The sequence below is a fragment of the Paraplanobispora siamensis genome (genome assembly GCF_016863175.1).
Classification (GTDB): Bacteria; Actinomycetota; Actinomycetes; order Streptosporangiales; family Streptosporangiaceae; genus Planobispora; species Planobispora siamensis.
This window is the reverse complement of record NZ_BOOJ01000055.1, coordinates 54,375-75,062: the sequence shown is the minus strand read 5'-3', so window position 1 is coordinate 75,062 and position 20,688 is coordinate 54,375. Positions and strand designations below refer to the sequence as shown.

Here is a 20,688-nt window from a genome sequence, read left to right as displayed (position 1 = left end):
AGGGTGATCAACGGAGGCGTGCAGGTGCCTGGTGGCCCTCCCGGTCTTCAAAACCGGTGGCGCCGAGCATCTCGGCGCGGCGGGTTCGATTCCCGTCCGCCTCCGCCAGTCCTCCGCGATCTCAGTGCCTGGCCTGGCCGGGCAGCACGGTCAGCGCCTCCTGCGGCAGGTCGTACAGCGGCGTCCGGCTCCCCGAGGCGGTCCACCGCTCCAGCCGCGATCCGGTCAGTACGGCGAAGCCGTCCCCCTCGGGCGCGAGCGGCGTCTCGCCCGGCTTGAGCCGCAGCCGGGCCAGCTCCCCGCCGTCGGCGCCGAAGACCACGACCGCCGTGAGGTCCGGCGCCACGGCGTAGATCCGTTCTCCCCTCACCTGGATCGACGGGCCGCCGTCCGCGGAGACCAGCGGGGTGGAACCGGCGTCCAGCGTGATCCGCCGCCCCGGCGTGCCGGCGGCCAGCGCGACGCGGGTGGCCCGCTCGCCGTACCGGCTCTCCTCGAACAGCAGCGGCTCACCGGAGGTGAGCATGCCGACCGGTTCGAAGCCCGGGTCCGGGGTGAGGGCGGTGGTACGGCCGTCGGCCAGGTTCACCTCGGCGTAGGACCCCACCTCACCGCTGGCGTGGTGGCCGAGCACGAGCCGCCGCCCGTCGGCCGACCACGTCCACGGGCTGTAGACGGCGCCCGGTGCGCCGTCGCGCGGCGCGTCGACCGTGTGGACGGCGCCGCCGACCAGATCGCGCAGCTCGTAGCCGGTGCCGGTCGGCCGGCCGAGCCAGCGGCCGTCGGGCGAGAGGGTCAGGTTGCCCGGCGGCGGAGCGGTCTTCCCGCCCAGCAGATACTGGCGGCCGTCGGCGGTCAGCAGATAGGTCGGGCAGTCGTTCACGCAGCTCGTGTAGATCAGCAGCCCGGCGGCGCCGGCGCCCCCCTCGGGAAGCGGCGGCGCGCTCGCCGGCGGTCTGACGGTGATCGGCCCGGCCGTGGGCCCGGTGGTCACGGAGGCTGTCACCGAGGCCGTCGCGGAGGCCGTCGCGCCGGTGGCCGGTCCGGTCTCCCCCGGCGCCCACGGCCCATAGCCCGCCAGCCCCACCACCCCCGCCACCGCGGCCGCGGCCAGGACGGCGCCCGCCGCCGTGCGCCCGGCCCTGCGGCGCCGGGCCGCGGTGACGGCCCGCACCGGGTCGGCGTAGTCGCGTGCCTCCCGCTCCAGCTCGCCGTACGCGGTGCGGAGCACCTCGGCCTCCCTGTCCTCCGGGTCCTGCATGGAACGGCTCCCCTCCTGTGGTCCGGTGTTCACGGCTGCGTCTCCTCGGCCGTCCCGAGCAGTTCCGGCGAGACCTTGCGCAGCCGGGCGAGAGCATCGTGGAGGTGCCGCTTGACCGTGCCGGGCGAGCAGTTCAGCCGGGCGGCGATCTGCTCCTGCGGGAGGTCCTCGTAGAAGCGCAGATAGAGCACGGCTCTCTGGCGAGGCGACAGTACGGCCAGCGCGCGGACGAGCATGACCTTGCGATCGCTGTCGCCCGAACCGTCGGCCGTCGCGGGCTCGGGCACCTCGGCGGCGGTGAGGAACCTCAGGCGGCGCGGCCTGCGCCAGCTCCGCAGCTGGTTGAGCATGACGGTGCGGACGTAGGCCTCGGGGTTGCCGCCGGCCGAGACCCTGCGCCAGTGCCCGACCGTCCTGGTCAGCGCCTCCTGCAGCAGGTCGGCGGCCGTGTGGTGGTCGCCGGTGAGCAGGTAGGCGGTCCGCGACAGCGCGGGGCCGCGAGCGGCCACGAACTCGTGGAACCCGTCAGGATCTGTCACGGACGCCCCTCACCTCGTGGATGTTCTCACCCGGGTAAACCGACGCGGGTGTGCGGAAGGTTGGGGTCCCGGGACGGGAACTTCACACCGAGAAGAGCAGGAGCAGCCCGGCCAGCAGCACCGCGGCCGCCTGCGCGAAGGAGGCGGCCGAGACGGGGGCCTCGGTGCCGAAGCACAGGCAGGGAGCCCGGTCCCCGGTGGCCAGCAGGAAGGACTGCAGGCCGGTGAACACCGTGCCGAGGACCGTCCCCACCGCCCCCACCAGTACGGCGGGCGCGGGGGAGACGGCCAGCGCCACCGCGAGCGCCTCCACGGCGACGACCGTGGAGGCGCCCGCCCGGGCCGCCGGGCCGTACAGCCCGTAGCGGCCCAGGGAGCGGCGGAACGCGGTGAAGCGCCGTGCCTTGCCCGCCACGGCTAGGGCGAGCAGGACGGCCAGGCCGTACCGGGCGAGGAGCGCGATCACCGCAGGACCACCATGACGAGCAGCAGGGGGACGAAGGCGAGGACGAACAGCGGCTTGATCTCCGGGAGAGCGAAGTCGAAGGCCTTGTCCGCCGCCATCTTGTCCCGGGCGAGCAGGAAGGTCAGGAGCATCAGCGCCCGGCCCAGCGCGAACCCGGCGCCCGCCATGAGGGCGTCGGACCACGAGCCGAGCAGGAGCAGGCAGAGCGCCGTGATGTGCGGAAGACCGGTGGGCGAGTAGGTGCGCATACCGGTGCCCATCTCCATGCCGAACTGCACCGATCCCCAGAAGGGGGTCAGCGCCACGAACTGCGGCACCAGCCGGGCGTTCTGCAGGAGCGGGAACTTCAGCACGCCGAACTCCCGCAGGAGGAACACCGCCGCCGCCAGCCCGGCCAGGATCTGGCGGGCGGGTTCGGGCAGCGGGACACGGAGCACCGAACCGACGATCGTGAAAGCGAGCGCGGTCGGCAGCGCCCCGAGGAAAAGACCGGTGATGAAGCCGGCCGCGTCAGAACCTCGCCGGACCGACGAGGACAGCACCCAGGCGCTGTTGAGGCTTCAAACCGAGCCGGACAGGGAGAACCCGGCCACCAGCGCGGCGGTGAGCCAGACGAAGCCGCCGGGACCGTGCCACAGGGCGGCGATCTCGGCCACGACGACGGCCGTCAGCCCCGGGACGAGCAGGCGAGTGGCTGCGGTCATCGATCAGATCGCGGTCCGGCAGATGGACCAGCGGGAGATGTTGCCGCCGCCGCAGTCGTGGTACTCGTAGTGGCCGTCCGAGCACTTGCGCCGGGCGGTACGGCCGGTCCAGCGCCAGGCGTTCCTGCCGTCGCAGGCGGTGGGCTTCGGGCGGTAGCGGAAGTTGTAGCAGGTGCCCGAGCCGCCCTGGTCCTTGTGCCAGCTGCCCGAGCAGTTGCCGCTGAACAGGGAGTTGCTGGGCACGCAGACGGTGGTGGAGTCGAAGTAGCCGCGGCAGTCTCCCATTCCCCACTGGGTCAGGGCGGCGGCGGCCTTCGGCTTGGACCACGGCAGCAGGTCCAGCGCCCCCAGACCGGCGGCGACGGTGACGCCGGCGACGGTGCCCAGGAGCCTGCGGCGGCTCAGGCGGCCGGGCTCCCTCGGGATCAGGCGGCTGGGTTCGGCGTTCTCCGGCATCGTGTCGCCGCTGGGGATGCGGCTGAGGATGTCCGTCACAGGGAGTCTTCCTTTCTGGCGGCGGCGCGTTCGACGAGGGTGGCCACGGCCTCCCCCGAACCCGCGGGGGTGGTGAAGACGACCGTGCCGTGCTCGTCGACGACCAGCAGGGCGGGCGTGTAGGGCACGTTGATCGAGTTCCAGACCTTCGCGTCGGTGATGACCCGGACGTTCTCCGGCAGCGCCTTGTCGAAGGCGGGGTCGTCGGAGACGACGGCGAAGTCCACGTCGCCGGGCAGCTCCGGAGCCAGCTTGGCGATGGCCTCCACGACGTCGTCGCAGATGGGACAGCGGCGGTTGATCTTGGCCACGAGGGTGGTGGCGCCCGCGCGCCGGATGGACAGGCTCTCCGGCGGCAGCTGCACCCCCACGCCGTTGTAGGTGGCCAGCTCCAGCTCCCTGACCCGGCGGAACAGCCCGGCCCCGGCCGCCGCGAGCAGGGCCACCAGCACGAAGAGGATGACGAGCGCGGCGGTGGTCGGCTCCACCCCTCACGCTCCCCAGCGGGCGCTCTTGACCCGGGACAGGAAGTCGGCCGCGACTCCCAGCGCGTCGTCCCCCTGCGCCGACCGGGCCTGCGGCTGTCCCTGCTGCCCCTTGCGCGGTACGGCCCACGGGTCGAGCGTGACCACCGCGCTCTCGGTGGCCAGCACGAGCGACTCGTACTTCGGCCCCTCGGAGCTGGTCATCCGCCAGATCTCACCGGCCGGGGTGGACAGCCCCCGCCAGCCCGGCACCGGGGTGGAGGTCATGACCTTCGGCTCGACCTGCAGGGTGCCCACCCCCGCCACGGGCAGGAAGTACTGCATCAGCTGGAGGTTGAACCGCCGCCCGGCGGAGGCGGTCAGCCCCTCGGGCGTGTCGGTCCACCGGACCCGGGACAGGACCTGAAGGACGTCGTTGGCCTCCCACTGCGGCGCGTAGAACATGCCGTGCGCGATGTTCCACGGACCCACCCAGGCCGCCCACCTGGCGTCGGGGATGTCACCGCAGTCGTAGATGACGACCTCGCCCCCGTTGTAGGCGAAACGCTCCCGCTCCGTGCCGCGGACCGAATTCACTCCGGCGGCCAGCGAGCTCTTGGGCGCCAGTTCCATCGCCCAGATGTCGGCGGTGTTTCCGCGGGCGCCGTATCGCGGGGTATAGCGGATGTGCCCGGTCCAGGAGTGCAGTTCCTCGGCGGTCACTCCGTCCAAATCGAGAGTGACCAAAGAATTGTCTATCGCGCGGACAGTTGATGTTTGTACCATTCCGTTCGCCCTTCATCCCATGGCGGAAACGACACGGGGAGTCGCAGCGCAGAGATGAACGAAAGGCATGCCGAGCAGCACGGAAGAGCATGCTGAAAAGATTCCCCGTCGACCCCGCCCCGTGTTCGCGCCCCGTGTAAAGCCTCCCCATGGTTGATTGTGGGAGCGCGCACACGCAAGAGGGAAATCGGGAAATCCCACCTGCCCGACCGGGGCCGGTGAATTCTGCGCGATCGGCCGTTGTCTGGCTGCGGTAGGTGACTGTCGCTGAATGCGATCGGCCGGTGACAGCACTTGATCATGCTGTTCCGATGGCGAAGAATGCCATTCCCGCGCACTCGGGAAAACGGCCCGGATCAGAATGCGTCCGCGCCGCGCGCCCGTGACGTCATTCGAGGAGCAGGGGGACGACGATGCGGCTGACGCAGTACGCCCGGGGCGGCGGTTGCGCCTGCAAGATCCCGCCCGGGGAGCTGGAGGAGGTGCTCACCGGGCTGGGCGCTCCGCTGCCGGAGCGGACGGCGGGCGACCTCCTGGTGGGCCTGGAGACGGGCGACGACGCGGCCGTGGTCCGGATCGAGGGCGGCACGGCCGTGGTGGCCACCGCCGACTTCTTCACGCCCGTGGTGGACGACCCCTACGACTGGGGGCGGATCGCGGCGGCCAACGCGCTGTCGGACGTGTACGCGATGGGCGGGCGGCCGCTGATCGGGGTCAACCTGCTCTGCTGGCCCCGGGAGGTCCTGCCGTACGAGATCGCCCGGCAGGTGCTGAGCGGCGGCGCGGCGATCGCGGCCGAGGCCGGATGCCACCTGGCGGGCGGGCACACCGTCAACGACGCCGAACCCAAGTACGGCATGGCGGTGACCGGGATCGCCGACCCGCAGCGGCTGCTGCGCAACGACCGGGGAGAGGCCGGCCTGCCGCTGACGCTCACCGAGCCGCTCGGTCTGGGGGTGCTCAACAACCGGCACAAGGCGACGGGCGAGGTGTTCAAGGAGGCCGTCGAGGTGATGACCCGGCTGAACGCCGAGGCGAGCCGGGCCGCCGTGGCGGCGGGCGTGCGGTGCGCCACCGACGTCACCGGGTTCGGGCTGCTCGGCCACCTGTACAAGCTGGCCCGGGCGTCCGGGGTGTCGGCGGTGATCGACACGGCGGCCGTGCCGTACCTGGCGGGCGCCCGTGAGGCCGTGCGCGACGGGTACGTGCCGGGCGGGACGCGGCGCAACCTCGACTGGGTCGCCCCGCACACCGACTTCGGCCGGGCGGATGAGGAGACCCGGCTGCTGCTCGCCGACGCGCAGACCTCCGGCGGGCTGCTGCTGGCCGGGGAGATCCCGGGCGCGCCGGTGATCGGGGAGCTGGTCCCGCGCGGGGACGCGGTGCTCTTCCTGCGGTGAACGGCCCCCGGACGCCGCAGGAGGGGAGAGCGCAGGAGGGAGAGCACAGTACGGCCTCCCGGCGGCATCAACCGTTCGGTGGATTCTGCGGTCAGCACCATTCACCGACGAGTGTGGCCGGTAGATCGATTCGCCCCGGGCGCAGGCGGAAGAAGCTTGAGCCATGGCAGTCATCGAAGTCACAGACCTCCGCAAGAGCTACGCGGACCTGAACGTTCTGGACGGGGTGTCGTTCTCCGTGGAGGAGGGCGAGATCTTCGGCATCCTCGGGCCCAACGGCACCGGCAAGACAACCACCGTGGAGTGCGTGGAGGGCCTGCGCCGGCCCGACAGCGGGTCGATCAGGATCTTCGGGCTCGACCCGGTCAAGGACGCGCGCAAGGTGCGAGAGCTGATCGGGGTGCAGCTCCAGCAGACCCAGCTGCCGGAGACCATCAAGGTGTGGGAGGCCCTCGACCTGTACGCCTCCTTCTACGCCGATCCGCGCGACTGGCGGGAGCTGCTGGAGGAGTGGGGGCTCGCCGACAAGCGCAACGCCCGCTTCGGCAAGCTGTCCGGCGGCCAGAAGCAGCGGCTGTTCATCGCGCTGGCGCTGGTCGGCAACCCGAAGGTGGCCTTCCTGGACGAGCTGACCACGGGCCTGGACCCGCAGGCCCGCCGTACCACCTGGGAGCTGGTCAAGCGGGTCCGGGCGAGCGGTGTGACGGTGGTGCTGGTCAGCCACTTCATGGACGAGGTGGAGGAGCTGTGCGACCGCGTGGCCGTCTTCAACCGCGGCAAGGTCGTGGCGGTCGACACCCCGGCCGGACTGGTCGGCGGCGAGCACCGGATGCGGTTCACGCTGATGGCCGGGGACGCGAGCGGCGTGGCCGGTCTGGAGGACCTGCCCGAGGTGATCGAGGTGTCCCGGGAGGGGAACCGGGTGGTCGTCACCGGCCGGGGCGACTTCGCCACGGCGGTCACCGCGCACCTGGCCCGCCACCACGTCCTGGTCAGTGATCTCCGCATCGACAAGCGCACCCTGGACGACGCCTTCGCCGCCCTGACCGGCCGGTCCTTCGAGTAAAGGAATTCAGATCATGATGAAGCTCGCCGTCGTCGAGACCAAGCTGCTGACCCGGGAGCCCGGGGCGCTGTTCTCGCTGCTCATCCCGCTGTTCATCCTGGTGGTCTTCGGCAGCTCGATCCAGCCGGGCGACACCGTGCTGCTGCCGATGGCGCTGGCCATCGCCGTGGGGATGGTGGGCCTCTACCTGCTGCCCACCACCCTGGCCACCTACCGCGAACGGGGCATCCTGCGCCGGTTGTCGGCCACCCCGGTGCGGCCGGGCAACCTGCTGGTGGTGCAGCTGATCCTGCAGCTCATCCTCGCGGTGACCGCCTGCGGTCTGCTGCTGGCCGTCGCCGGCACCGTCCTCGGCGCCCACCTGCCCACCGGGGTGCTGTCCGCCGTGCTGGTGTTCCTCCTCGGTACGGCGAGCCTGTTCGCGATCGGCCTGCTCATCGCGGCGCTGGCGCCCAACGGCCGGGCCGCCAACGGCATCGGGGTCCTGCTGTACTTCCCGATGGCCTACCTCGCCGGACTCATGCAGCCCAAGGATCAGATGCCCGCTATGGTGGCCCGCATCGGGGAGTACACCCCTCTGGGTGCTTTCGGGCAGAGCATGCGAGAGATCTGGGCGGGTGCTGCCCCCAGCCCCCTGCTGCTGGGTGTGCTGGCCGGATACGCCCTGGTCGTCAGCATCGCGGCGGCCAAGTTCTTCCGCTGGGAGTGACGGATGACCGGCCGGCTCGACCGATGGGAACGGTTGCTGGAGCGCCAGATGGCGGCCGCGCCGTACGTCCTGCTGGTGATCTCCGCGGTGCTCACCCTGCTCACCGGCGACGACCCGTGGATCACGCTCGCCCTGTCCGCGGCCGCGGCCGCGTGGCTGTGGCTGGCGCCGCGGGGCCCGGTCTACGTGGCCGGGCTGGTGGTCCTGATCGGAGCCCTCTGCACGCAGGGGGTGTGGTTCGCGAGCTTCTTCGGCTTCATCGGATATCTCTACTCCTGGCAGTACCTGAAGGGGAAGTGGCGGCTGGCCGGAGTGGGCGCCACGGCGGCGATCAGCGTCGTGGCCTACAACGGGGGACTGCCCGAGCCCACCCCTTCTGCGATCTTCACCTATCTGTTCTTCACCGCCGCCATCGTCGCGGGGGTGAGCCTGTTCAGCTTCGTCGGCGAGGTCACCGCCGAGCGGAGCGACGAGCGCAGGCGCATGGTGGCGCGGCTCGAAGAGGCCATGCGGGAGAACGCCGGACTCCAGGCCCAGCTGCTGGTCCAGGCCCGCGAGGCGGGCGTGATGGACGAGCGGCAGCGCATGGCGGCGGAGATCCACGACACCCTCGCCCAGGGCCTGACCGGCATCATCACCCAGCTCCAGGCGGCCGAGCAGGCCGAGGACTGGCGGCGCAACGTGGACAACGCGATAGGACTGGCGCGGGAGAGCCTCGCCGAGGCCCGGCGCTCGGTGCACGCGGTGGGCCCCGGCCAGCTGGAGGCGGCGCCGCTGCCCGAGGCGCTGGAGGACGTCGTGGCCCGGTGGGGCGAGCTCAACGGGGTGCGTGCGGATTTCACCGTCACTGGTACGGTCCGTCCCATGCATCCGGAGGTCGAGGAGACGTTGCTGCGCACGGCGCAGGAGGCTCTGGCCAACGCCGCCAAGCACGCCGGCGCCTCCCGGGTCGGCCTGACCCTGTCGTACATGGAGGACGTGGTCACCCTTGACGTCCGCGACGACGGCGCCGGGTTCGACCCGGAGCGCGTCCGCGAGGCCGGGGGGTTCGGCCTGACCGCGATGCGCAAGCGGGTGAGCCGGCTGGCGGGCACCCTGGAGATCGAGTCCGAGCCCGGCACGGGCACCGCGATCTCCGCGAGCGTCCCGGCGGTGGCCCGTGGCTGAGCCTTCCCGGACCCCCGTGACTTACCGGATCCCTGGGAGCGTCCCGGCGGTGGCTCATGGCTGAGACCCCCGCGACCCCCGGAAGCCCGATCCGGCTGCTGATCGCCGACGACCACCCCATCGTCCGCGACGGCATCCGCGGCATGTTCACCGGCGACCCGGACTTCGAGGTCCTCGGTGAGGCCTCCGACGGCGCCCGGGCCGTCGAGCTCGCCCGGACGCTGAACCCGGACGTGATCCTCATGGACCTGCGGATGCCCGGGACGGACGGCGTCGCCGCCATCAAGGAGCTCGCCCGGCTGGGCATAGCGGCCCGCGTCCTGGTTCTGACGACCTACGACACCGACCGGGACGTCCTGCCGGCAATCGAGGCCGGGGCCACCGGCTACCTCCTGAAGGACACCGGCCGCGACGAGCTCATGCGCGCGGTCCGTACGGCGGCGCGCGGCGAGGCCGTGCTCTCCCCGTCGGTCGCCACCCGCCTGCTCGGCCAGGTCCGCACCCCCGCCGACCCGCTGAGCGCCCGGGAGCTGGAGATCCTCCACCTCATCGCCGACGGCGCCACCAACCGCGAGGTCGCCGTCCGCCTGTTCATCAGCGAGGCCACGGTCAAGAGCCACGTGCTGCACATCTACGCCAAGCTCGGCGTCAACGACCGCGCGGCCGCCGTCGCCGTGGCCTTCCGCCGCGGCCTGCTCACCGTCGACAACGGCTGACGAGGACGACGGCTGACGGGTCGCCCCGGCCGGGTGTTATGCGTATGAGGGCGTTCGATAGGGTGAATGATGGTGTGCCGGGAAGTCTGGTCGGCAGTGTCTGATTCCTGCCGGGAAGTCCGGTAGGGGACGTCCGATCCGCCCTTGGAGACCCGGAGCGCCCATGACCTCTTCTTCCACTCCGCCGCGCCCGCCCGCCCTGCTGGGCCGGGGCTCGTGGGCCGAGGCCAGCCGCATCGCCGACATCCTGCGCAAGGAGACCGTGGGCGGGGCCCTGCTGCTGGCCGGTGCGATGGCGGCGATGATCTGGGCCAACTCCCCGTGGGCGGACGCCTACGAGGCGCTGCGCGCCGTCCGCTTCGGGCCCGAGGCGCTGCACCTGAACCTCTCCCTGGCCACCTGGGCCGCGGACGGACTGCTGGCGATCTTCTTCTTCGTGGCCGGGCTGGAGCTCAAGCGGGAGTTCGTCGCCGGTGACCTTCGCGACGTACGGCGGGCCGCGGTCCCGATCGCGGCCGCGCTCGGCGGGGTGATCGTCCCGGCGCTGCTGTACCTGCTCATCGTCCAGGGCGTGCAGGGCGCGGGGCGGGGATGGGCGATCCCCACCGCCACCGACATCGCCTTCGCCCTGGCGGTGCTGGCGGTCGTCGGCCGCTTCCTGCCGACGGCGCTGCGCACCTTCCTGCTCACCCTGGCCGTGGTCGACGACCTGGTGGCCATCGTCATCATCGCGCTGTTCTACACCGATCATCTGGCTCCGGTCCCGCTGCTGGCGGCGCTGGTGCCGCTGGCGGCCTTCACCGTCCTGGTCCAGCGCCGGGTGCGGTCGTGGTGGCTGCTGCTGCCGCTGGCCGTCGCCGTCTGGGCGCTGGTGCACGCCTCGGGCGTGCACGCCACCGTCGCCGGCGTGCTGATGGGCTTCGCCGTCCCGGTGCTGCGCAGCGAGAAGGCCGGCGGCCCGGAGGCCGGGCCCGGTCTGGCCGAGCACTTCGAGCACCGGTTCCGCCCGCTGTCGGCCGGGGTGGCCGTGCCGGTGTTCGCGTTCTTCTCCGCGGGGGTGTCCCTGGGCGGCCTCGACGGCCTGCTCGGGGCCTTCGGCGACCCGGTCGTGGTGGGGATCGTGGCGGGACTGGTCGTGGGCAAGCCGCTCGGGATCCTGGTCGCGACCTGGCTGACGGCCCGCTTCACCCGCGCCGACCTGGACGAGGACCTGGCCTGGATCGACATGGTCGGGCTGTCGGTGCTGGCGGGGATCGGGTTCACCGTCTCCCTGCTGATCGGCGAGCTGGCCTTCGGCGCCGACCGCAGCGAGTACGTCAAGGTGGCGGTGCTGTCCGGTTCGGTGATCGCGGCGCTGCTGGCGGCGGTGATCCTGCGTCTGCGCGACCGCGCCTACCGCCGCATCCACGAGATCGAGACCGCCGACCTCGACAACGACGGCGTGCCGGACGTCTACGAGAAGGACCGGTCCGGCAAGGCCGGGTAACCACCGGCGGGCTCCCCGATCGGGCTGTGAAGTTTCCCTGCCCAGCAGACTGTTCAAGCGTGCAGTCAGGTGTACGTTTGAACAGTTAGCTGTACGGACGAACAGGGATGTGACGGTGGCGACGCCAGTGGATCCGGAGGACCTCACCGCTCGGGCGCGCATCAGGGACGCGGCCATCCGGCACTTCGGGGAGCGCGGATACGAGGGGGCGACCCTGCGCGGGATCGCCGAGACCGCCGGGGTCTCGCTCGGTCTCGTGCGTCATCACTTCGGGTCCAAGCAGGGTCTGCGCGAGGCGTGCGACGAGCACCTGCTCACGATGATCCGCCGGGTCAACGACGAGACCAGGGCCGGCCTCGCCTCCGGCGCGCTGGGCTCCGTGATCGCCGCCCGGGCCGCGGTGGGGCCCTATCGGCACTACATGGCGCGGGCCCTGGCCGAGGGCTCGGCGACCGCCCTGTTCGACGAGCTCGCCCGGCTGAGCGAGGAGTGGCTGACCGAGGCCGACCGGGACCGTCCCGATCCGCCCAGGGTCGACGCCAGGGCCCGCGCGGCCGTCGGCACGGCGATGGCCCTGTCCGTCGGGATCCTGCACGAGCACATCTCCCGGGCCATGGGCGTCGACGTGTTCAGCCCCGAAGGCGACCGCCTGCTCGCCCGCGCGCTGATCGACATCCACTCACACCCCATGCTCGGCCGCGAGGACGCGGAGCGCATCCTGGCCGCCCTCGACGAGGCCGAGTCCGGACCTCCCGAGGAGAGTCGCGATGACTGACGCCATAGCGGTGTCCGGTCTGATCAAGACGTTCGGCACCACCCGGGCCCTGAACGGCCTGGACCTCACCGTCCGCACCGGCGAGGTGCACGGTTTCCTGGGGCCCAACGGCGCCGGGAAGACGACCACGATCCGGGTCCTGCTGGGCCTGCTGCGGGCCGAGGCCGGGCAGGTGCGGCTGCTGGGCGGCGATCCGTGGCGCGAGGCCGTACGGCTCCACCGCAGGCTGGCCTACGTGCCGGGCGATGTGAGCCTGTGGCCCAACCTGACGGGCGGCGAGGCCGTCGACCTGCTCGGCGACCTGCGCGGAGGGCTGGACGGGACCCGCCGCGCGGAGCTGCTGGAGCGGTTCCGGCTCGATCCCGCCAAGCGCTGCCGTACCTACTCCAAGGGCAACAGGCAGAAGGTGGCGCTGGTGGCCGCGTTCGCCTCCGAGGTGGAGCTGTTCATCCTGGACGAGCCCACCTCCGGCCTGGACCCGCTGATGGAGGCGGCCTTCCAGCAGACCGTCCGCGAGGTGAGCGCCCGCGGCGCGACCGTGCTGCTGTCCAGCCACATCTTCTCCGAGGTCGAGGCCCTCTGCTCCACGGTCAGCATCATCCGCGACGGGGTCACCGTCGAGTCCGGCACCCTGGCCGGGCTCCGGCACCTGACCAGGACCTCGGTCACCGTGGAGGCGGTCGAGCCGATCATCGGGCTGGCCGCTCTGCCCGGCGTCCACGACCTGCTGGACGAGGGCGCGCGGGCCCGGTTCGACGTGGACTCCGAGCGGCTGCCCGAGGTCCTGCGTCACCTGGCGGGCTTCGAGGTCCGCTCGCTGACCAGCCGTCCGCCGACGCTGGAGGAGCTGTTCATGCGCCACTACGGCGACGCGGTCATGGAGGAGGCGTCCCGGTGAGCGCCCCGGCGAGTGCTTACGCGGGCACCGGGAGGCTGATCCGGCTGGCCCTGCGGCGTGACCGCGTCCAGTTGCCGGTCTGGATCGTCGCCGCGGTCGTGCTGGCGGCGGCCGGGGCCGCGGCCGTGGCCGACGAGTTCCCCGACGAGGCCGGACGGGTGACCGCGCTGCGGGGGGCCGGGAGCAGCCCCGCCGTCCTGCTGATGCGCGGCACACCGGTCGGCACCGACTTGGGCGCCCTGGTGAACTTCCGCAACCTCATCTCCCTGCTGGTGCTGGCCGCGCTCATGAGCACCTTCGCGATGGTCCGGCACACCCGGCAGAACGAGGAGACGGGCCGGGCCGAGATGGTCGGGGCGGGGTCCGTGGGCAGGCACGCCGGGCTCACCTCCGCCCTTGTCGTGGTCGCGGGGGCCGATGTGCTGCTCGGCGCCGCGCTGGCCGGCACGCTGCTGGGCGCGGGCATGCCGCTCGACGGCTCGCTCGCGTTCGGCGCCGCGTGCGCCGCCACCGGGCTGGCGTTCGCCGGGGCGGCCGCGCTCACCGCCCAGCTGTTCCAGAGCTCCCGCGCCGCCAACGCCGCCGCCGCGACCGCGGTCGGCGTCGACTTCCTGGTCCGCGGCGTCGGCGACGCCCTCGGCGAGCGGGCCGCGGACGGCATCCGGGTGATCGGCGCGTGGCCGTCATGGGTGTCGCCCATCGGCTGGGGCACGCATGTGCGCCCGTTCGGGGAGGAGGCCTGGTGGGTGCTCGCCCTGCCGCTCGCTCTGCTGGCCGCGTGCACGGCCGCCGCCTTCGCCCTGGTCGACCGCCGGGACTTCGGGGCGGGCCTGATACCCGACCGGCCGGGACCGGAGTCCGGTTCGCGGGCGCTGCTCAGCCCGATCGGGCTGGCCTGGCGGCTGAACCGGGGTGCGACCCTGGGCTGGGTGGCCGGCGGCGCGCTGGCCGGTGCGGGGATCGGCACGCTCGGCCCGGCCGTCGACGAGGCGGCCATCGGGAACACCGGGGTCGCCGATCTCCTGGACCAGCTCGCCGGTGGAGGCGGCGCCCCCCTCGTGAACACGCTGTACGCGGCGATGATGAACGTCTTCGGCGTGCTGGCCGCAGGCTTCGTCGTCCAGGCGCTGCTGCGGCTGCGCTCGGAGGAGGCTGGCGGACACGCCGAGGCGGTGCTGGCCACCGCGGTCGGCCGGGTCCGGTGGGTGATCGCCCACCTGGCCTGTGCGGCGGGCGGTGCGGCGGCGCTGCTGGTGGCGGCGGGAGCGGGCATGGGCCTGGCCGACGCCGCGGTCGGCGGCGGCACCGGCGTGGGCCCGCTGGTCGGCGCAGGACTGGCGCAGCTGCCCGCCGCGCTGGCCCTGGCCGGTTTCGTCGTGCTGGTCTACGGCACTCTGCCGAGGCTGACGGTCCCGCTCGCGTGGGCCGGGCTCGTGGCGAGCATCGCCTTCGGGCTGCTCGGGGACGTGTTCGGGCTGCCGCAGGCGGTGCGGGACCTGTCGCCGTTCAGCCATGTGCCCGCGCTTCCGGCGGCCGAGATGACCGCCGGGCCGCTCGTGGCGCTGGCCGCGGTGGCTGCGGCGCTGGCGGCGGCCGGGCTGGCGCTGTTCCGCCGCAGGGATCTGTCGCTCTGACCGGGAGGGCCGGGCGCCCGTTGGTCGCGCGCCCGCCCTTTCAGGGGGCGGCGTCGATCACCGACCGGCACAGCGCGCTCAGCTCGTCCACCACCGCGTCGAGGGGGGCCGAGCTGCGCTGGGCCTGGGCGAGGACGAGCGCGCCCTCCAGCCCGCCGACGACGAGCACCGCCACGGAGCGCGCCCTGCGCCGGTCGGCTCCGTCCGCGACGAGCTTGTCGGCGATCAGGTCGCACCAGGCCCCGAACGTCGCCCCGGCGACGTCGCGGGCGGATCGCTCGGTGCCCAGGGCCGCCGCGACGATCGGGCAGCCGACGGCGTAGTCACCGGCCTCCAGGCCGCGGCGCCACAGGTCGGCCAGCGCGTGCAGGGCGCCGGGCGTGTCCGAGGCGTCGAGGATCCGGGTCACCCCGGCGCTCAGGTGCTCGGCGGCGCCGCGGGTGGCCTCCTCGACGAGCTGGGCCTTGCCGTCCGGGAAGTGGTGGTAGATCGAGCCGCGCGGCGCGCCGCTGTCGGCCAGCACGTCCGCGAACGAGACCGCGGCGACGCCGCGCTGACGGATCAGCTTGATCGCACTGCGGATCATCGCCGCCCGGGGACCGGCCGCGTCCTGTCGTCTGGTCATCCCGCTGCTCCCGGTACCTCGGCTTCTATGTATGTTGTCATACATAGATCCGGTATGCACTGGAAATCCCCTTCCTGCCCCCGAGGAGACAGCGTGATCGAGACCGACGCTCCGCCGCACCCGTTCGACGCGGCCATCGCCCTGCCCGCCGCGGTCGACGGCCGTACGACGACGCGGACCAGGCCGGAGTACGCGAACATGGTCGGCCCCTTCGGAGGCATCACCGCCGCCACCCTGGTGCGGGCCGTCCAGCAGCACCCCGACCGGCTCGGCGATCCGCTCTCCCTCACCGTCAACTACGCCGCCCCCGTCGCCGACGGCGACTTCGACATCACCGCGCGGCTCGTGCGCAGCAACCGCACCAACCAGCACTGGACGCTGGAGCTGTCGCAGGAGGGCTCCGTCAGGACCACCGCCACCGCGGTGTTCGGCATCCACCGCGACACGTGGTCGGACACCGAGGCCGGCATGCCGCCGGTGCCGCCGCCGGACGCCGTCCCGGCGCAGGACTTCCCGGACTTCATCGCCTGGGCCCGCAACTACGAGATGCGCTTCGTCGAGGGGGCCGTGCCCGACCAGGACGCCGGTGAGCACCCCGACTCGACCACGACCCTGTGGGTGCGCGACGCCCCGGCCCGCCCGCTGGACTTCCCGGCCCTGGCGTCGATGTGCGACGTCTTCTATCCGCGGGTCTTCCTGCGGCGCGGCCGGTACATGGCGGCCGGGACCGTCTCCCTGACCGTGTACTTCCACGCCGACGCCGCGGAGATCGCTGCCCACGGCGACGACTACGTCCTGGGCACCGCGCGCACCAACCGCTTCTCGCGCGGCTACTTCGACCAGACCGCCCACCTGTGGGGCCGCGACGGCACCCTGCTGGCCTCCAGCCACCAGCTGGTCTACTTCAAGGACTGATCCGGGGACCGACCGGCCCCGGGCCCTGAGGAGGCCCGGGAATAATCCGTTGCCCGCCGGTGCTGAGCGGGCCACTATGGTCACCATGTTCCAGCACGCTCGCCTCGTGACGCCCGCCGCCGCGGGTGTGTTCGAGCGTGTCTGCGACGGCCTGGAGCGCTGACCTCTTCCCGTAAGTCCCGATGTGACCCGGCGGGGAGAGGTTGTCGGCCCGAGACGGGTCACGACGGATCCAGGCAGACCAAGGAAGAGAACCAATGGCCAAGCAGGCCTATGTGCGCAACAAGCCGCACCTCAACATCGGCACGATGGGCCACGTCGACCACGGCAAGACCACGCTGACCGCCGCGATCACCAAGGTGCTCGCCGAGCGGGGCCAGGCCACCTACACGCCGTTCGAGCGGATCGACCGGACCCCGGAGGAGCACCTGCGGGGCATCACGATCAACATCTCGCACGTCGAGTACGAGACCGCCACCCGCCACTACGCGCACGTGGACATGCCCGGCCACGCCGACTACGTGAAGAACATGATCACGGGGGCGGCGCAGCTCGACGGCGCGATCCTCGTCGTGTCGGCCCAGGACGGCATCATGCCGCAGACCAGGGAGCACGTGCTGCTCGCCCGGCGGGTGGGCGTCGAGCACCTGGTCGTCGCGGTCAACAAGGCCGACGGCGCCGACCCGGAGCTGACCGACCTGGTCGAGCTGGAGCTGGCCGACCTGCTGACCGAGCACGGCTACCGCGACGTGCCGATGGTACGGGTGTCCGGGCTGCGGGCGCTGGAGGGCGACCCGGCGTGGACGGCGTCGATCGAGGCGCTGCTCCGGACGGTCGACGAGCACATCCCCGTGCCGGTCAGGTACGTGGACGCGCCCTTCCTGATGCCGGTGGAGAACGTGCTCACGGTGACCGGCCGGGGCACGGTCGTCACCGGCGCGATCGAGCGGGGCACCGTACGCGTGGGCGACTCCGTCGAGGTCGTCGGCTTCGGCGACGGGTTCACCGCGGTGGTCACCGGGGTGGAGACGTTCGGCAAGACGATGGAGCGGGGCGAGGCGGGCGACAACGCCGCCGTCCTGCTGCGCGGGGTCAAGCGGGAGCAGGTGCGGCGCGGCATGGTGCTGGCGGCCCCGCTCAGCCAGCGGGCCCACCGGTCGTTCACCGCCCGGCTGTACCTCCTGACCGCCGAGGAGGGCGGACGGCGGCGGCCGGTCGCCTCCGGGTACCGGCCGCAGTTCTACCTGCGCACCACCGACGTGCCGGGTGAGCTGACGCTGCCGTCGCCCGCGCAGCCCGGCGAGACCGTGGAGGTCTCGGTGGAGCTGGGCAAGGCGGTGGCGGTCGAGCCCGGCCTCGGCTTCGCGATCCGCGAGGGCGGCCTCACGGTCGGCGCGGGCACGGTCCTCACCGTGGCCGACTGACCACCCGGCCGCCCGGGCCGCGCGGGACGGACCCACCCGTCCCGCGCGGCCGGACCCGGTGTCCCCGCGGCCGCCTGCTCGGTCCGGTGTCCCCGGCGGCCGGTTCAGCGCGGTGTTCCCGATCGCGGGCTCGGTCCGGTCTCCCCGGCGGCCGGCTCAGCCCGCCGTGAAGTTCTCGCCGACCTCGCGGTCGAGGTTGCGCAGCGCCTGTTCCAGAAGCTCGTCCACGGTCTCCTCGCCCGGTCCGCCTCCGGCGGTCCGCAGGCATACCTCGACCCGGGAGCTGCCGGCGCCGTTCTCGCCGACCTCCAGCCACCCCGAGGCGCCGGCCGGGCCCTCGGCCCGCCATTCGAGGCGCAGCCGTTCCGGGACGACGGAGACCGTGCAGCGCGTCTCGCCCTCCCGGTCACCGGCCCGCCAGCGGACCGTCACGGCGTCGCCGTCGGCCGGGACGGCCGAGATCCCCTCGGGGAGCCAGCGGTCGAGCCGGGTCAGGTCGCTGGCCGTGCCGAACGCCACCTCGGCGAGCGCGCCCAGCGCACGCGTCCCGTGGTGCTCCCTGCCGCCCATCACGACCACCCGGCCGTCGCGGTCCCGCGGCCGTCCGCCGTGTGTCTTCCTGTCATGTCCACCCTGCTTACCCGGCTCCGGGGCACCCATGCCGCCCGCGCCGGGAGTCCCGCCCGCGTCAGTACATCTTCACGGCGGTGCGCTGGACGACGCCGGGGGCCAGGCGGACGCGCGGGGCCGTGGCCCGGTGGCCTCGGATGTCGGTGACCCGTACGGTGAACGGGCCCCGGCCCACGCCGGACTCGGCGATCCAGTAGTTGTAGTCGGCCCTGACCAGCTTGCGCCACGCACCCCCGGCCGGCCTCACCTCGACCGAGGCGAGCGGGTTGCCGTGGTCGACGACCAGCAGGGCCAGCCACCACCGCGACGACCCCTCCTTGACGCGGAAGGAGAGCGGCCCGCCGACCCGCGGGTCGCGGACCGGGCGGTAGGTGACCCCCACCGTGCCCTTGCCGGGGTCCGCGATGCGGGCGAAGGCCGTACGGCTCAGGTCGATGTGCCCCGCCGGGCACTCCGGGCACTGGTCGACGACCTTGACCCGGACGCTGCCCATGGGCCCGGTGACGTTCAGGTAGCCGCCGCAGGCCGCCGCGGCGGCGTACTCGCGGGGGGAGAGCGCGACGTAGAGGTCACCGGCCGGGTTCGAGGGGTACGAGCAGTTGCCGCTCCCGGAGCGCAGCCGGTAGAACGTCGCCTTCCCCTTGACCGCTCCGGCTCCGGCCGTCTCCGAAGCCGCGCTGTCCGCCCCGTCCCGGGCGGACACCGCCAGGGCCTGGGCGGGCGGGAGCGGGCTCGCGGCGAGCACGGCTGCGAGAACGGCGGTCAGGCGTCGCATCGGGGGTCCTCTCATGGGGGATGGAGGTGACAGTAGCCGAGCCGATCTATCTCATCCGGACAACTCGCCAAATATCCGGACGCCCGGTCCGCGGCCCCGTACGGTCACATCGAGCCTCCGGCCCGGTGGGTGCGGGCGATCAGATAGACGAGGTACGGCGCGCCGAGGACGCCGGTGACGACGCCGACCGGATAGCGGGTGTCGAACGCGAACTGGCCGGCGAAGTCGGCGACGGGGACCAGGAGAGCGCCGCCGACCCCGCCGATCTGCCACAGCCGGAAGCTTCCGGCGATGCCGTTGCGGGGCAGGACGACGGCGCTGACGATGGACGCGAAGGCCGCCGAGGTGGCGGCCCCGGAGAGCGCGAGTTTGAGTTGCGTGGCCCCGCCGCGCCCGAGGGAACCGACGGTGTACACGAACAGGGCCGCGGCTGGCGGTCCTCGTCGAGGTCGAGGAGCTGTACATGCACTGCGCGAAGGCGTTCCTGCGCTCGTCGCTGTGGGATCCCGGGACCTGGCCGGACCGCGCGAGCCTGCCCACGCTCGGGCGGATCGCCAAGGACCACCTGGGCCTGGCGGGGGTGTCCACCGAGGCGATCGACGAGGGACTGGCCCGGGACGCCGAGACGAACCAGTACTGACGGCGGGTACTGACGATCATGGCAGGATCTTGCAATAACCTGTCATTGCCGACAGTCGGCGCCCGCCCGGATAGTTGAGACATGAGCGCCTGCCCCACCCCGCCCCACGTCGTCGTGATCGCGATGTTCCCCGGAGTCGACACGCTGGACGTGACCGGCCCGGCCGAGGTCTTCGCGATGGCCGGCCAGTTCCTGGGCGGGCGGCGCCCCGGTTACGAGGTGCGCCTGGCCGGTGAGCGGCGCGGCCCGGTGCCGACCTTCTCGGGGGTACGGCTCTGCGTGGAGGAGGTCTTCGCCGAGCAGCGCCAGGCGATCGACACGCTGCTGGTGCCGGGGCGGATGCTGATCGGCCCGGGAGGCCCGGTCCCGCAGATCGACCCGGGCGTGGTGGCCTGGCTGAGCGAGGTGGGCCCCGCAGCCGGCCGGGTGGCGTCGGTGTGCGCGGGCGCGCACATCACCGCGGCCGCCGGGCTGCTGGACGGGCACCGCGCCACCACGCACTGGGCGACCGTCGGACGGCTCGCCGCCGACCACCCCGAGATCCGGGTCGAGTCCGATCCGATCTTCGTGCGCTCGGGCCGGATGTGGACCAGCGCCGGCATCACCTCCTCGATGGACCTGGCACTCGCTCTGGTCGCCGAGGACCACGGTGACCAGGTCGCCCTCGACGTCGCCCGCGCGATGGTCATGTACCTGCAGCGACCGGGCGGGCAGAGCCAGTTCAGCGTGCCGCTGGCGCAGCGGCCCGGCGGCCGCGACGACATCCGCGACCTGCGGCTGTGGATCGGCGAGCATCTGGACGCCGACCTGTCGGTGCCCGCCCTGGCGGCGCGGACGGCGATGAGCGAGCGGACCTTCGCCCGGGTCTTCCACGCCGAGACCGGCAGCACGCCGGGCGCGTTCGTCGAGAGCATGCGGCTGGAGGCCGCGCGTCGGCTGCTGGAGCGCACCGGCCGCCTGCCGTCCGACATCGCCAGGGCGTGCGGGTTCCGTTCGGTGGAGACCCTGCACCGGGTCTTCCGCGACCGGCTGGGCACCACGCCCGGCGAGTACCGCAGCAGGTTCCGGACCACCGTCCCCGGCTGATCCGCGGCTGGCCGATCCGCCGGCCGT

General features: G+C 72.8%; 24 protein-coding genes, 1 tRNA gene and 1 pseudogene. 14 read left to right on the top strand and 12 right to left on the bottom strand.

The window, feature by feature from the left end:
- Positions 1–12: 12 nt before the first annotated feature.
- Positions 13–108, top strand: a tRNA-Sec gene (locus Psi01_RS31600).
- A gap of 13 nt (positions 109–121) precedes the next feature.
- Here Psi01_RS31600 and Psi01_RS31595 read toward each other — a convergent pair.
- The 8 genes from Psi01_RS31595 to Psi01_RS31560 form a co-directional block, all read right to left on the bottom strand.
- The gene (locus Psi01_RS31595) at positions 122–1,294 is read right to left on the bottom strand and encodes a TolB-like translocation protein (protein WP_204067783.1); all 1,173 of its coding nucleotides are present in this window, start codon (positions 1,292–1,294) and stop codon (positions 122–124) included.
- Positions 1,291–1,800: a SigE family RNA polymerase sigma factor gene (locus tag Psi01_RS31590; RefSeq protein ID WP_204067782.1), complete on the bottom strand. Its 510-nt coding sequence runs from the start codon at positions 1,798–1,800 to the stop codon at positions 1,291–1,293. Before Psi01_RS31590 ends, Psi01_RS31595 begins: the two co-directional genes overlap by 4 nt.
- Positions 1,801–1,882: 82 nt before the next feature.
- A complete protein-coding gene (locus tag Psi01_RS31585) occupies positions 1,883–2,266 on the bottom strand; it encodes a MauE/DoxX family redox-associated membrane protein (RefSeq protein ID WP_204067781.1) in 384 nt (127 codons plus the stop codon).
- Positions 2,263–2,703, bottom strand: a complete 441-nt coding sequence (locus tag Psi01_RS31580) for a hypothetical protein (protein ID WP_204067780.1) — start codon at positions 2,701–2,703, stop codon at positions 2,263–2,265. The genes Psi01_RS31585 and Psi01_RS31580 overlap by 4 nt, the downstream gene beginning before the upstream one ends.
- A 123-nt stretch (positions 2,704–2,826) precedes the next feature.
- On the bottom strand, positions 2,827–2,970 hold the full coding sequence (locus Psi01_RS31575) for a hypothetical protein (RefSeq protein WP_203872914.1): 144 nt from the start codon (positions 2,968–2,970) through the stop codon (positions 2,827–2,829).
- Between the two features lie 3 nt (positions 2,971–2,973).
- Positions 2,974–3,465, bottom strand: a complete 492-nt coding sequence (locus Psi01_RS31570) for a twin-arginine translocation signal domain-containing protein (protein WP_204067779.1) — start codon at positions 3,463–3,465, stop codon at positions 2,974–2,976.
- On the bottom strand, positions 3,462–3,953 hold the full coding sequence (locus Psi01_RS31565; protein WP_204067778.1) for a hypothetical protein: 492 nt from the start codon (positions 3,951–3,953) through the stop codon (positions 3,462–3,464). The genes Psi01_RS31570 and Psi01_RS31565 overlap by 4 nt, the downstream gene beginning before the upstream one ends.
- Before the next feature lie 3 nt (positions 3,954–3,956).
- Positions 3,957–4,661 (bottom strand): hypothetical protein, encoded by a 705-nt coding sequence (locus Psi01_RS31560; RefSeq protein WP_204067777.1) that lies wholly within the window; start codon positions 4,659–4,661, stop codon positions 3,957–3,959.
- 467 nt (positions 4,662–5,128) lie between these two features.
- Between Psi01_RS31560 and selD the strand changes: the two genes are divergently transcribed.
- From selD to Psi01_RS31515, 9 genes are all read left to right on the top strand, one after another.
- On the top strand, positions 5,129–6,115 hold the full coding sequence (selD, locus tag Psi01_RS31555; protein WP_204067776.1) for a selenide, water dikinase SelD: 987 nt from the start codon (positions 5,129–5,131) through the stop codon (positions 6,113–6,115).
- A 163-nt stretch (positions 6,116–6,278) separates the two neighbouring features.
- Positions 6,279–7,181: an ABC transporter ATP-binding protein gene (locus tag Psi01_RS31550; protein WP_204067775.1), complete on the top strand. Its 903-nt coding sequence runs from the start codon at positions 6,279–6,281 to the stop codon at positions 7,179–7,181.
- 13 nt (positions 7,182–7,194) lie between these two features.
- A complete protein-coding gene (locus Psi01_RS31545; protein WP_239128163.1) occupies positions 7,195–7,890 on the top strand; it encodes an ABC transporter permease in 696 nt (231 codons plus the stop codon).
- A gap of 3 nt (positions 7,891–7,893) precedes the next feature.
- Complete coding sequence (locus tag Psi01_RS31540; protein ID WP_204067774.1) at positions 7,894–9,057, top strand: sensor histidine kinase; 1,164 nt, start codon at positions 7,894–7,896, stop codon at positions 9,055–9,057.
- Between the two features lie 56 nt (positions 9,058–9,113).
- Entirely contained in the window at positions 9,114–9,773 is a 660-nt protein-coding gene (locus tag Psi01_RS31535) for a response regulator (protein ID WP_204067773.1), read from the top strand.
- 163 nt (positions 9,774–9,936) lie between these two features.
- A complete protein-coding gene (nhaA, locus tag Psi01_RS31530; protein WP_204067772.1) occupies positions 9,937–11,259 on the top strand; it encodes a Na+/H+ antiporter NhaA in 1,323 nt (440 codons plus the stop codon).
- A gap of 115 nt (positions 11,260–11,374) precedes the next feature.
- A complete protein-coding gene (locus Psi01_RS44225; RefSeq protein WP_275424618.1) occupies positions 11,375–12,034 on the top strand; it encodes a TetR/AcrR family transcriptional regulator in 660 nt (219 codons plus the stop codon).
- Positions 12,027–12,932 (top strand): ABC transporter ATP-binding protein, encoded by a 906-nt coding sequence (locus Psi01_RS31520; RefSeq protein WP_204067770.1) that lies wholly within the window; start codon positions 12,027–12,029, stop codon positions 12,930–12,932. The genes Psi01_RS44225 and Psi01_RS31520 overlap by 8 nt, the downstream gene beginning before the upstream one ends.
- A complete protein-coding gene (locus Psi01_RS31515) occupies positions 12,929–14,566 on the top strand; it encodes an ABC transporter permease (RefSeq protein ID WP_204067769.1) in 1,638 nt (545 codons plus the stop codon). Before Psi01_RS31520 ends, Psi01_RS31515 begins: the two co-directional genes overlap by 4 nt.
- 40 nt (positions 14,567–14,606) lie before the next feature.
- On the opposite strand, the gene Psi01_RS31510 is transcribed toward Psi01_RS31515, so the two are convergent.
- Positions 14,607–15,191, bottom strand: coding sequence for a TetR/AcrR family transcriptional regulator (locus Psi01_RS31510; protein WP_204067768.1), 585 nt, complete (start codon positions 15,189–15,191; stop codon positions 14,607–14,609).
- Positions 15,192–15,284: 93 nt separating this feature from the next.
- Here Psi01_RS31510 and Psi01_RS31505 point away from each other — a divergent pair, with 93 nt between their 5' ends.
- Both Psi01_RS31505 and tuf read left to right on the top strand, forming a co-directional pair.
- Entirely contained in the window at positions 15,285–16,106 is an 822-nt protein-coding gene (locus Psi01_RS31505) for a thioesterase family protein (protein ID WP_204067767.1), read from the top strand.
- A 257-nt stretch (positions 16,107–16,363) separates the two neighbouring features.
- On the top strand, positions 16,364–17,530 hold the full coding sequence (tuf, locus tag Psi01_RS31500; protein WP_204067766.1) for an elongation factor Tu: 1,167 nt from the start codon (positions 16,364–16,366) through the stop codon (positions 17,528–17,530).
- A 156-nt stretch (positions 17,531–17,686) separates the two neighbouring features.
- On the opposite strand, the gene Psi01_RS31495 is transcribed toward tuf, so the two are convergent.
- The 3 genes and pseudogenes from Psi01_RS31495 to Psi01_RS31485 all read right to left on the bottom strand — a co-directional run.
- On the bottom strand, positions 17,687–18,100 hold the full coding sequence (locus tag Psi01_RS31495; protein ID WP_204067765.1) for an SRPBCC family protein: 414 nt from the start codon (positions 18,098–18,100) through the stop codon (positions 17,687–17,689).
- A gap of 118 nt (positions 18,101–18,218) precedes the next feature.
- Positions 18,219–18,935, bottom strand: a complete 717-nt coding sequence (locus Psi01_RS31490) for an expansin EXLX1 family cellulose-binding protein (protein ID WP_204067764.1) — start codon at positions 18,933–18,935, stop codon at positions 18,219–18,221.
- A gap of 104 nt (positions 18,936–19,039) precedes the next feature.
- Positions 19,040–19,186 (bottom strand): annotated as a pseudogene (locus tag Psi01_RS31485) (iron chelate uptake ABC transporter family permease subunit); the annotation flags it as partial.
- 212 nt (positions 19,187–19,398) lie between these two features.
- Between Psi01_RS31485 and Psi01_RS31475 the strand changes: the two are divergent.
- Together Psi01_RS31475 and Psi01_RS31470 are read left to right on the top strand one after the other, a co-directional pair.
- Complete coding sequence (locus Psi01_RS31475; protein WP_204067763.1) at positions 19,399–19,575, top strand: PNPOx family protein; 177 nt, start codon at positions 19,399–19,401, stop codon at positions 19,573–19,575.
- A gap of 81 nt (positions 19,576–19,656) precedes the next feature.
- The gene (locus tag Psi01_RS31470; RefSeq protein ID WP_204067762.1) at positions 19,657–20,661 is read left to right on the top strand and encodes a GlxA family transcriptional regulator; all 1,005 of its coding nucleotides are present in this window, start codon (positions 19,657–19,659) and stop codon (positions 20,659–20,661) included.
- Positions 20,662–20,688 lie beyond the last annotated feature (27 nt).

Coding starts and splice junctions, on each gene's coding strand:
- Psi01_RS31545 (WP_239128163.1), top strand. CDS start 7,195: ATGATGAAGCTCGCCGTCGTCGAGACCAAGCTGCTGACCCGGGAGCCC.
- Psi01_RS31490 (WP_204067764.1), bottom strand. CDS start 18,935: ATGCGACGCCTGACCGCCGTTCTCGCAGCCGTGCTCGCCGCGAGCCCG.
- Psi01_RS31510 (WP_204067768.1), bottom strand. CDS start 15,191: ATGACCAGACGACAGGACGCGGCCGGTCCCCGGGCGGCGATGATCCGC.
- Psi01_RS31535 (WP_204067773.1), top strand. CDS start 9,114: ATGGCTGAGACCCCCGCGACCCCCGGAAGCCCGATCCGGCTGCTGATC.
- tuf (WP_204067766.1), top strand. CDS start 16,364: ATGGCCAAGCAGGCCTATGTGCGCAACAAGCCGCACCTCAACATCGGC.
- Psi01_RS31575 (WP_203872914.1), bottom strand. CDS start 2,970: ATGACCGCAGCCACTCGCCTGCTCGTCCCGGGGCTGACGGCCGTCGTC.
- nhaA (WP_204067772.1), top strand. CDS start 9,937: ATGACCTCTTCTTCCACTCCGCCGCGCCCGCCCGCCCTGCTGGGCCGG.
- Psi01_RS31475 (WP_204067763.1), top strand. CDS start 19,399: ATGCACTGCGCGAAGGCGTTCCTGCGCTCGTCGCTGTGGGATCCCGGG.
- Psi01_RS31520 (WP_204067770.1), top strand. CDS start 12,027: ATGACTGACGCCATAGCGGTGTCCGGTCTGATCAAGACGTTCGGCACC.
- Psi01_RS31470 (WP_204067762.1), top strand. CDS start 19,657: ATGAGCGCCTGCCCCACCCCGCCCCACGTCGTCGTGATCGCGATGTTC.
- Psi01_RS31495 (WP_204067765.1), bottom strand. CDS start 18,100: ATGGGCGGCAGGGAGCACCACGGGACGCGTGCGCTGGGCGCGCTCGCC.
- Psi01_RS31550 (WP_204067775.1), top strand. CDS start 6,279: ATGGCAGTCATCGAAGTCACAGACCTCCGCAAGAGCTACGCGGACCTG.
- selD (WP_204067776.1), top strand. CDS start 5,129: ATGCGGCTGACGCAGTACGCCCGGGGCGGCGGTTGCGCCTGCAAGATC.
- Psi01_RS31540 (WP_204067774.1), top strand. CDS start 7,894: ATGACCGGCCGGCTCGACCGATGGGAACGGTTGCTGGAGCGCCAGATG.